Origin of the sequence: Pseudomonas sp. Sample_9 (assembly GCF_004307535.1) — a bacterium.
GTDB classification, from domain to species: Bacteria; Pseudomonadota; Gammaproteobacteria; order Pseudomonadales; family Pseudomonadaceae; genus Aquipseudomonas; species Aquipseudomonas mercuritolerans.
The window spans coordinates 1-9953 of the sequence record NZ_RAZO01000270.1 but is presented as its reverse complement, the minus strand read 5'-3'; the positions used below and the strand labels follow the sequence as shown (position 1 = coordinate 9953).

Here is a 9953-nt window from a genome sequence, read left to right as displayed (position 1 = left end):
ATGACCGACACCCCGCATTTCCCACTCTCCGCCGTGGTCGGCGCCGATGACCTGAAGCTCGCCCTGTGCCTGACCGCCATTGACCCGAAAATCGGCGGCGTACTCATCGAAGGTCCGCGCGGCATGGCCAAGTCGACGCTGGCCCGGGGCCTGGCGGATCTGCTCGCCAGCGGCCAGTTTGTCACTTTGCCGTTGGGCGCTACCGAAGAGCGGCTGGTCGGCACCCTCGATCTCGATGCTGCCCTGAGCGACGGTCGCGCGCAGTTTTCGCCCGGTGTTCTGGCCAAGGCTGACGGTGGCGTGCTCTATGTCGATGAGGTCAATCTGCTGCCCGATCACTTGGTCGACCTGCTGCTCGATGTCGCTGCCAGCGGTACCAACCTGATCGAGCGCGACGGCATCTCCCATCGGCATTCGGCCAAATTCGTTCTGATCGGCACCATGAACCCGGAAGAGGGCGAACTGCGGCCGCAACTGCTTGACCGCTTCGGCTTGAACGTTGCCCTCAGCGGCCACACCGCGCCCGCCGAACGCGGACAGATCATTCGCCGGCGGCTGGATTTCGACAGCGATCCACAAGGGTTCTGCGCGCAGTGGGCGAGCGAGCAACACATCCTGCGTTCGCGCTGTGAAAGCGCCCGCGAGCGCTTGGCAGCCATTCCACTGGATGACGCGGCATTGGCGTTGATTACCGAGCGTTGTTTCGCTGCTGGCGTCGATGGCTTGCGTGCCGATCTGGTCTGGTTGCGCGCGGCCCGCGCCCATGCCGCGTGGCGTGGGGCGGATGCGATTGCTGAAGAGGACATCGACGCGGTGGCCGAATTTGCCCTGCGCCATCGCCGCCGCGAGCAGCCCTTGGCCGGCGCGGAGCCACAAGCGCAATCTCCGTCAGGCGCAGACAGCAAATCCGGTGAAGGGCAGGGCCAGTGGGGCGAGATGCCGGCGACGGCGCAAGCCACCGGTACCCGCCGCGAAGTTCCAAGCTGGCCGCCACTGGCAAAAAAGCCCTAGGCATTCGCCCTCGGTCCGACGCGGGGGCGAATGCCAGACCCCGTGCCGGACAACTCGACAATGGCCGCCAGGGCCAACGGCATACGGCCGGCAGCGGATCGGTGAACTGGCCGGGCACGCTGCTCAATGGCCGCCCTCAGCGCCGCGCCGATCTGCTGTTTCAACAGCGCACCCGCTCGCCCCATGAAATCTGGCTGGTGATCGTCGACGCGTCGGCCTCGACCCGTCGCCATCAGGCCTTGAGCGATGCCAAGGGCCTGCTCGCGCAGCTGTTCGACGACGCTTATCGCCAGCGGGCGCGGCTGGCGTTGCTGACCGCCAGTGGTTCTGCGCCGAAATGGCAGGTGCAAGGCTTGAAGGCCTCAAGCGGCCTGGGCGTCTGGCTCGACGGTCTGGGCGCCGGTGGCGGCACGCCGTTGCTCGCGGCACTGGCGCAGGCGCAGCAATGGCTGACGCTGCGACGCAAGCGCTTTTCTGCCGAACAGCAACGCTGCCTGATCGTGACCGATGGTCGCGTGAAAGAACTGTCGGCGTTGCCAGTGCTGGCGTGTCCGGGATTGCTGATCGACATTGAGCGCGGGCCGATTCGACTGGGCCGGGCGAAGGATCTGGCGACCGCGCTGCAAGCGCAGTATCAGCATATCGATGAGCTGGATTTGCGCTGAAATCCGCCGCACCGCTCGCACCCTGTGGGAGCGAGCCTGCTCGCGAAGGCTTCTTCAGCAACGCTGAAAATCTGCGATAAAGGTCATTCATACAGATTTTGAAATGATTTACCGCTGTGGAGCAGGCCAGCCGACCCTGTACGCTCCAAGGCCATTTTTCATTCAGGATTTACATGAACACCCTCTCGGAGCCTCCCAGTCAGCACTCTCCAGCGCAACGTTGCGCGGTCTTGATTCTTTCGCAGCACCCCGTCTTCCGACTCCCGACTATGGTTGATAACGCGGCTCTTGAGCCTCCGCGTTGCACTTCGCCGTGTCTGGCCGCCTGAATTCACTGAAGAGAGATCGAGACGTTTTATGGAATGGTTAGCGGATCCCACGGCCTGGTTAGGCCTGTTGACTCTGATCGTGCTGGAACTGGTACTGGGTATCGACAACCTGGTGTTCATCGCAATTCTTGCCGACAAACTGCCGCCGCATCAGCGTGATCGCGCGCGGATCATCGGTCTGTCCCTGGCGCTGATCATGCGCCTGGGCCTGTTGGCGAGCATTTCCTGGCTGGTTACGCTCACGCAGCCGTTGTTCGAGGTGTTCGACAAGAGCTTCTCCGGTCGTGATCTGATCATGCTGTTCGGTGGTGTGTTCCTGTTGTTCAAGGCGACGATGGAGTTGCATGAGCGCCTCGAAGGCCACGTCGGCGAGCGCTCGACCAACACGACCTACGCATTGTTCTGGCCGATCGTGGCGCAGATCGTGGTGCTCGACGCGGTGTTCTCCCTCGATGCAGTGATTACCGCCGTGGGCATGGTCGATGAGCTGGCGGTGATGATGATCGCCGTGATCATTTCCATCGGCCTGATGATCGTTGCCAGCAAGCCGCTGACCCGCTTCGTCAACGCGCATCCGACCGTGATCATGCTGTGTCTGGGCTTCCTGATGATGATCGGTTTTGCCCTGACCGCAGAAGGTCTGGGCTTCCATATCCCGAAAGGTTACCTGTACGCGGCCATCGGTTTCTCGATCCTCATCGAAGTCTTCAACCAGATCGCCCGGGCTCGGCGCAAGCGTTCGATGCAGGGCGTGCGCCCGATGCGCGAGCGCACAGCCCATGCGGTGATGCGTCTGCTCGGTGGGCGCAAGCTGGCGGTGGAGGAGGTCGGCGAGGAAATCTCCGACCTGCTGGACAACGGTGAAGCGCCGGTGGCCGAGCTGTTCGACCGTCGTGAACGGGTGATGATCAGCGGTGTGCTGCAACTGGCGGAGCGGCCGATTCGCAACCTGATGACGGTGCGCGCCGACGTTGACCTGATTGATCTTGCCGATGATGCCGAAACCATTCGCACCAAGCTGATGCATTCGTCGTACTCGCGCTTGCCGTTGATTCGCGATGGCGCGGTGGATGAGCCGCTGGGCTTCGTACACAAGAAGGAATTGCTCAAGGAGTATCTGGCCGGCAACGAGCCGAACCTTGAGCATCTGGCACGCAAGACCGTCAATCTGCTCGACAGTTACTCGATCCTCAATGCCTTGGAGCAGATGCGCGCGGCATCGACGCACATCGCCTTCGTGGTCAATGAGTTCGGCGATTTTGTCGGCGTGCTGACCATGACCGACATCCTCGAATCGATCGCCGGTGAGTTGCCCGATGCCAGTGAAATCGAAGGCCCTGATGTGGTCGAAGAGCGCGGCGGGTTTCTGGTCAGCGGCGCGCTGCCCTTGGCTCGCGTTCGCCAGCGCACCGGCTTCGATGCCGAGCCGACCGAGGATTATCAGACCATGGCCGGGTTGGTCATGAGTCTGCTGGATCGGTTGCCGATGACCGGTGATCGGCTGGAATACGAGGGCTGGCAATTGACCGTCAAAGCGGTTGAAGAGCGACGGGTGACGCGGGTGTTGCTGGAGCGTGAGGTGGCTTGAGCATTCGCGGAATGGCGCAGCGGTCGCTGCGCTTGTTACTGATGAAAAGTGAAGCGGTCCTTGCCCGTATGCTTTGATTCGTACAACGCCGCATCCGCCTTGATCAGCGCCTGATTCAACGAGTCACCCTCAGCCACCCGGGTAATGCCGATGCTGATGGTGACCGGGTGCTGGGTGGGCTGTTCACGCACTGACTGGCACAGTTGCGTGGCAAGGCTTTCAACATCCTCGCGCCGCACTCCCGCCAGATAGATCGCGAACTCCTCACCGCCCATACGCGCGTAGTCAAACGCAACCATCACTGCCTTGATATCGGCCGCGACGCGAATGAGCACCTCATCACCGATGTCATGCCCGTAGGTATCGTTGACCTTCTTGAAGTTGTCGATGTCGATCATCATCAGGTAATGATCGCGCTCGCGCGGGCTTGCCAGCAGCCGTTGCCCTGCGTGGGTCATGAACGAGCGCCGGTTGGGAATCTGCGTCAGCGGGTCGTTATAGGCCTGCTCCAGCAGTAACCGCGACATCAGGTAGTTGTTCAGCTTGGCCTCACGGAACTTCAAAAAGGTGTACACCGTGAGTGCGCAGAGGAACACGCTGTAGCAGGCAGTCAGGACGCCGCGCAGTTCAGTGATTTCGGTAGTGGTGGCGAGAAACGGGTTGAGGATCACCCAGATCACAACTTGTACCGCAAAGAACGCCCAGCGCCGCAGCGGCAGTACCGACACGCTGTACAACATGCTCGCTGCTGCCAGCACCAGCCACAAGCTGTGCGAAGCAGGCGCGAGGCCGTCGACGATCATTCGCACACCGACGGTCAATCCCAGGACCAGAAGCAAGGTGAGCACATCGAAATGACTGGCTCTGCGAGTGAAGCCGAGCACCACCGTCAACAGCGCGAAACCAGCGAGAAACGCCATCGAGCGCCACGTGAAACCCTGGCCGCCGAGAAAACTGACGATCAGATCAAACAGTAGCCACATGAAAATGCTGACCACATAGATCAACAGGCTGAACGGTTTGAGCCGTTCGAATTCGCGCTGGAGAAACTCTTCCCTCAACTCGTCAGACGCGGTTTCCTTCAACGCTTGCGCTTCAATGGTTTCGAACATGCTTATCCCGCTGTCTGCGCCGATCCTGGCAACCACCCGAACCGGCGGGCGGCGCGCAATGTGTTCGCTCAACAGCAAAGCAGGCAGACCGCGGGTTGTCCAATCCCGGTCGGGTTCAGCGCAGAAGCCGGTGGCGCGAACGCGAGACCGTGCGCAATGAACTGAGCGTCCGCCTCAGCCATGCCAGATCATGGTGATGTTTGCGTGGCGCTGCGGGCGCCTTCGTTCTGCCGACATGCCGGGCCATATCCTTCGCCAGGGTTTCCTCGGTACCGATACCTTTGAGCTTTTTCAGCAGCCTGCCGTTTTTATAGAACAGCACTGTTGGCGCGCCCGTGACGTTCGGGTGCTTGGGCGATTGGCTGGTGTTGAGCATATAGATGTTGGCGCGCAGTCGGTAAGGCTCGGCAATCTGCCGAAAGATCGGCCCGGCCCATTCGCAGGCGGGGCAGTGTTCATTGGCGAAATAAAGAATGACCGGACGCCAGGTTTTCAGGGCTTTGCGGTAAACCGGATCCAGCGCGGAAGTTGTGTTTGTCGCGTTCATCGAAGGGTCCTTTTCAACGAGCGGGTAGGCTCCTTGACGTTATAGGAGTAGGGGCGTCGCGGTCTACTGTCAGAAATTACAGGTGGGCTGCGTAAACACGAGAAGTGCTGTCGTGACGGTGATAGCCGTCGGGAAACGGCAGGGTGGGGATGTCTACAGGCAGGCGCTAAAGCGCTGATACCGGGTCTTGTTCAACTGTCACCCTGATTCGCACCACAACGGCGCGATCTGACCCAAGTTGGGAACGCATTTCCCCTTTAATGGCTGTGTCAGCTATTTTCTTCGTTCTAGTTCGGGCCAAACCCTTTGGTCCACGAACCATATCTTGTTGATTCCAATAGCATTCAAAGCAGTTACAGATTTCGCGAGATTCCTGTGGCACACTTTCTGCTGTCTATTCCGTAGTAACAAACCGTGTTCCGGTATAGCGGAATAAACACAATTATGGAGTGCTTGCCATGCATCGCCGTCCTTCGTTGTTCAAAGCGTGTGTTTTTGTTCTTGCGGCTTCTTCCTCGGTTATGGGCCTGGCCCAGGCTGCCGACAGCAAGCTCGACAGTGTTCTCGCCCGTGGCAAGTTGATCGTGGGCACCGGCAGCACCAATGCGCCGTGGCACTTTCAGGGCGCGGACGGCAAGTTGCAGGGTTTTGATATCGACATCGCCAGGATCGTGGCCAAAGGGCTGTTCAACGACCCGAGCAAGGTCGAGTTCGTGGTGCAGTCGTCGGATGCGCGGATTCCCAATCTGCTGACCGACAAGGTCGACATGAGCTGCCAGTTCATCACCGTCACCGCCAGCCGCGCACAGCAAGTCGCGTTCACCCTGCCGTACTACCGCGAAGGTGTTGGCCTGCTGTTGCCGAACAACAGCAAGTACAAGGAAATCGAAGACCTGCAGGCGGCGGGCGATGACGTCACCGTTGCGGTGCTGCAGAACGTCTACGCGGAAGAACTGGTGCATCAGGCATTGCCCAAGGCCAAAGTCGATCAGTACGACAGCGTCGATCTGATGTACCAGGCCGTGAACTCCGGTCGCGCCGATGCCGCCGCCACCGATCAGTCCTCGGTCAAATACCTGATGGTGCAGAATCCCGGCCGCTACCGCAGCCCAAGCTATGCCTGGAGCCCGCAGACTTATGCCTGTGCGGTCAAACGTGGCGATCAGGACTGGCTGAACTTCGTCAACACCGCGCTGCATGAAGCCATGACCGGTGTTGAGTTCCCGACCTACGCTGCCTCGTTCAAACAATGGTTCGGAGTTGATCTGCCATCTCCAGCCATCGGTTTCCCAGTCGAATTCAAATGATCCCGTGAGAGTGGGGCGATGACCGTCGCCCCGCTCAAGGTACTGCTGACCATGAACTATCAGTTGAACTTTGCCGCCGTGTGGCGCGATTTCGACACCTTGCTGGCGGGGCTCGGTCTGGGCTTGCAGCTGGCGCTGGTGTCGATCGCCATCGGCTGCGTGATCGGCCTGCTGATGGCGTTTGCCTTGCTGTCGAAGCATCGCGCCTTGCGGGTGCTGGCCTCGGTGTACGTCACGGTAGTGCGCAACACGCCAATTCTGGTTTTGATTCTGTTGATCTACTTTGCACTGCCGAGTCTCGGGATTCGTCTGGACAAGATCCCGTCGTTCATCATCACGCTGTCGCTGTATGCCGGCGCGTACCTGACCGAAGTCTTCCGTGGCGGTTTGCTGAGCATTCCCAAAGGCCAGCGCGAAGCGGGGCTGGCGATCGGTCTCGGTGAATGGCAGGTCAAGGCTTACGTCACCGTGCCGGTGATGCTGCGTAACGTGTTGCCAGCGCTGTCGAACAACTTCATTTCGCTGTTCAAGGACACCTCGCTGGCGGCTGCGATTGCAGTGCCGGAGCTGACCTATTACGCGCGCAAGATCAACGTCGAAAGCTACCGGGTGATTGAAACCTGGCTGGTGACCACGGCGTTGTATGTCGCGGCCTGTTACCTCATTGCCATGCTGCTGCGTTACCTCGAGCAGCGTCTGGCGATCCGCCGATAGGAGGCTGCGATGTACGAATCTCCCAGTTGGTTACATGAATTGTGGGTCGCGCGCGAGCCGTTGTGGCAGGGCTTTCTGACCAGTGTGCAGGTTTCGGCGTTGGCCATTGTGTTGGGCACCATGCTCGGCGTGGTTGCCGGCCTGGTGCTGACTTACGGCAAATTCTGGATGCGCGCGCCGTTTCGGCTGTACGTCGATCTGATTCGCGGCACGCCAGTGTTTGTATTGGTGCTGGCCTGCTTTTATATGGCGCCGGCGCTCGGTTGGCAGATCAGCGCGTTTCAGGCCGGCGCCCTGGGCCTGACGCTGTTTTGCGGCTCGCACGTTGCCGAGATCGTCCGTGGCGCGCTGCAAGCCTTGCCGCGCGGGCAGATGGAGGCGGGGAAAGCCATCGGCCTGACGTTCTACCAATCCCTCGGCTACGTCCTGTTGCCTCAGGCATTGCGGCAGATCCTGCCGACCTGGGTCAACTCGTCCACCGAGATCGTCAAGGCTTCGACCTTGCTTTCGGTGATAGGCGTCGCCGAATTGCTGCTCAGCACGCAACAGGTCATCGCCCGGAACTTCATGACCCTGGAGTTCTACCTGTTCGCCGGTTTTCTGTTCTTCGTCATCAACTACGGCATCGAATTACTCGGCCGGCACATTGAAAAGCGGGTGGCCCTGCCATGACTCAAGCTCAAGTTGCTTCACAGAATCAGGCATTGCTGGACATTCGCGGCCTGCACAAACAGTACGGCGCGGTGGAGGTGCTCAAGGGTGTCGACCTGAGCATGCAGCGCGGCAACGTCGTCACGCTGATCGGCTCCAGCGGTTCGGGCAAAACCACGCTGCTGCGTTGCGTGAACATGCTCGAAGAATTCCAGGGCGGGCAGATCCTGCTCGACGGCGAGTCCATCGGCTACGACGAGGTCAACGGTAAACGTGTGCGCCATGCGGAAAAGGTTATTGCCCGCCATCGTGCGATGACCGGCATGGCCTTCCAGCAATTCAACCTGTTCCCGCACCTGACCGCTTTGCAGAACGTCACCTTGGGCCTGCTCAAGGTGAAAAAGATGCACAAGGATGAAGCCGTAGTGCTTGCGGAAAAATGGCTGGAGCGCGTCGGCCTGTTGGAGCGGCGCAATCACTTTCCCGGCCAGTTGTCCGGCGGTCAGCAACAGCGCGTGGCGATTGCCCGGGCCATTGCGATGAACCCGAGCCTGATGCTCTTCGATGAGGTCACTTCGGCCCTCGATCCGGAGCTGGTCGGTGAGGTGCTCAACGTGATCAAGGGCCTGGCCGAGGACGGCATGACCATGTTGCTGGTGACCCACGAAATGCGTTTCGCTTTCGAGGTCTCGGACAAGATCGTTTTCATGAATCAAGGGCGGATCGAAGAGCAGGGACCTCCCAAGGAACTGTTCGAACGCCCGCAATCGCCGCGTCTGGCGGAATTTCTCAAGAGCACGCGGTTTTGAATCTGTACTTTTGCAATCAGGAGAAACACCCATGAGCATTACGCGTTACGGCACCGGCAGCACCGCCGCCGGCGGCCAGCCTCGTCCATTCGCCCGCGCAGTTGAAGCGGATGGCTGGCTGCATGTGTCCGGCCAGGTTCCGGCGGTGGATGGCGAGATCATCGTTGGTGGCATTGTCGAACAGACCCACCAGACCATGAAGAACCTGATCGCGATTCTCGAAGAGGCTGGTTATGGTCTTGAAGATGTGGTCCGCGCCGGCGTCTGGCTGGACGATCCACGGGATTTCAGCAGTTTCAACAAGGTCTTCGCCGAGTATTTCAAACCCGAACACGCCCCGGCGCGGGCCTGTGTGCAGGCAAGCATGATGGTTGATTGCAAGGTTGAGATCGACTGCATTGCCTACAAGAAGATCTGAGTGAAGCTTTCCCCTCACCCTAGCCCTCTCCCGGAGGGAGAGGGAACTGATCTTTATCGATGCAGAGTCAGCGTTTATCAGTGATTTATGCATTGACACGATCAGGCTCCCTCTCCCTTTGGGAGAGGGCGGGGGGTGAGGGCAGCAATGTCACTGACATGGCATCAAGGGCCAGTTACCATCCGGCGACTTTGAATGGAAACCACTGACATGACCGAAGACACCATCAAGCGCCGGGCACGCGGTCTGGACCGGGCGTTCGATATCCTCGATTTTCTCAAGGAAATCGGCCAGCCCCTGCGCCCCAATGACATTGCCAACGGCATCGGCAGTCCGAAATCGACGGTCTACGAACTGGTCGCGTCCTTGCTGGAGCGACGGATTCTGGAGCCGGTGGGCAAGGATGGCCACGTCTACCTTGGCCGCCAGTTGTACTTCCTTGGTCAGGCGCATCTGCGGCATTTCGACCTCAGCCGCGAGGCCGATCACGCTTTGCAGGAGATCGTCAGCCAGACCCGTGAAACTGCGCAGATGTGCCTGCTCAACGGGCGCAAATACACCGTGGCGTTGATGAAAGAAGGCGAGCGGCATTTCCGCATCTCGTCCGACATCGGCGAAAACGCGCCGATCCCGTGGACGGCTTCCGGGCGTCTGCTTCTCGCGCATTTGAGCGATCAACAAATCATCGATCTGATCGACGAGGATGACTACATCCTGCCCGACGGCGAACGCCTGCCGCTGGAACGCTTTCTGGCGGAGATTCGTCAGGCCGGCAGCGATGGTTTCTTCTCCTTCGACAGCG

At 59.9% G+C, this 9953-nt stretch carries 11 protein-coding genes; 9 read left to right on the top strand and 2 right to left on the bottom strand.

Annotated elements, in window-relative coordinates:
* From D6877_RS14960 to D6877_RS14950, 3 genes are all read left to right on the top strand, one after another.
* A partial coding sequence (locus D6877_RS14960; RefSeq protein WP_122610530.1) for an AAA family ATPase occupies positions 1-1011 on the top strand: 1011 nt, incomplete at its 5' end.
* Positions 984-1676 (top strand): VWA domain-containing protein, encoded by a 693-nt coding sequence (locus D6877_RS14955; protein ID WP_241662906.1) that lies wholly within the window; start codon positions 984-986, stop codon positions 1674-1676. The genes D6877_RS14960 and D6877_RS14955, both read left to right, overlap by 28 nt.
* 357 nt (positions 1677-2033) lie before the next feature.
* The gene (locus D6877_RS14950; RefSeq protein ID WP_130911296.1) at positions 2034-3593 is read left to right on the top strand and encodes a TerC family protein; all 1560 of its coding nucleotides are present in this window, start codon (positions 2034-2036) and stop codon (positions 3591-3593) included.
* A 35-nt stretch (positions 3594-3628) separates the two neighbouring features.
* Here the strand turns inward: D6877_RS14950 and D6877_RS14945 are convergent, their stop codons facing one another.
* Positions 3629-4705, bottom strand: a complete 1077-nt coding sequence (locus D6877_RS14945; RefSeq protein ID WP_130911295.1) for a GGDEF domain-containing protein — start codon at positions 4703-4705, stop codon at positions 3629-3631.
* A 115-nt stretch (positions 4706-4820) separates the two neighbouring features.
* Positions 4821-5252, bottom strand: a complete 432-nt coding sequence (locus D6877_RS14940) for a thioredoxin family protein (protein ID WP_130911294.1) — start codon at positions 5250-5252, stop codon at positions 4821-4823.
* Between the two features lie 458 nt (positions 5253-5710).
* Here D6877_RS14940 and D6877_RS14935 point away from each other — a divergent pair, with 458 nt between their 5' ends.
* The 6 genes from D6877_RS14935 to D6877_RS14910 form a co-directional block, all read left to right on the top strand.
* Positions 5711-6559 (top strand): transporter substrate-binding domain-containing protein, encoded by an 849-nt coding sequence (locus D6877_RS14935; RefSeq protein ID WP_016774493.1) that lies wholly within the window; start codon positions 5711-5713, stop codon positions 6557-6559.
* Between the two features lie 51 nt (positions 6560-6610).
* The gene (locus D6877_RS14930; protein WP_024012746.1) at positions 6611-7273 is read left to right on the top strand and encodes an amino acid ABC transporter permease; all 663 of its coding nucleotides are present in this window, start codon (positions 6611-6613) and stop codon (positions 7271-7273) included.
* Between the two features lie 9 nt (positions 7274-7282).
* A complete protein-coding gene (locus D6877_RS14925) occupies positions 7283-7945 on the top strand; it encodes an amino acid ABC transporter permease (RefSeq protein ID WP_130911293.1) in 663 nt (220 codons plus the stop codon).
* On the top strand, positions 7942-8733 hold the full coding sequence (locus D6877_RS14920; protein WP_130911292.1) for an amino acid ABC transporter ATP-binding protein: 792 nt from the start codon (positions 7942-7944) through the stop codon (positions 8731-8733). Before D6877_RS14925 ends, D6877_RS14920 begins: the two co-directional genes overlap by 4 nt.
* A gap of 31 nt (positions 8734-8764) precedes the next feature.
* Positions 8765-9151: a RidA family protein gene (locus D6877_RS14915; protein ID WP_130911291.1), complete on the top strand. Its 387-nt coding sequence runs from the start codon at positions 8765-8767 to the stop codon at positions 9149-9151.
* A 210-nt stretch (positions 9152-9361) separates the two neighbouring features.
* On the top strand, positions 9362-9953 hold a 592-nt coding region (locus tag D6877_RS14910), incomplete at its 3' end, for an IclR family transcriptional regulator (RefSeq protein ID WP_130911301.1).

Excerpts from the sequence above, each read along its gene's own strand:
- D6877_RS14920 (WP_130911292.1), top strand. The coding sequence starts at position 7,942 with ATGACTCAAGCTCAAGTTGCTTCACAGAATCAGGCATTGCTGGACATT.
- D6877_RS14925 (WP_130911293.1), top strand. The coding sequence starts at position 7,283 with ATGTACGAATCTCCCAGTTGGTTACATGAATTGTGGGTCGCGCGCGAG.
- D6877_RS14940 (WP_130911294.1), bottom strand. The coding sequence starts at position 5,252 with ATGAACGCGACAAACACAACTTCCGCGCTGGATCCGGTTTACCGCAAA.
- D6877_RS14930 (WP_024012746.1), top strand. The coding sequence starts at position 6,611 with ATGAACTATCAGTTGAACTTTGCCGCCGTGTGGCGCGATTTCGACACC.
- D6877_RS14915 (WP_130911291.1), top strand. The coding sequence starts at position 8,765 with ATGAGCATTACGCGTTACGGCACCGGCAGCACCGCCGCCGGCGGCCAG.
- D6877_RS14945 (WP_130911295.1), bottom strand. The coding sequence starts at position 4,705 with ATGTTCGAAACCATTGAAGCGCAAGCGTTGAAGGAAACCGCGTCTGAC.
- D6877_RS14935 (WP_016774493.1), top strand. The coding sequence starts at position 5,711 with ATGCATCGCCGTCCTTCGTTGTTCAAAGCGTGTGTTTTTGTTCTTGCG.
- D6877_RS14950 (WP_130911296.1), top strand. The coding sequence starts at position 2,034 with ATGGAATGGTTAGCGGATCCCACGGCCTGGTTAGGCCTGTTGACTCTG.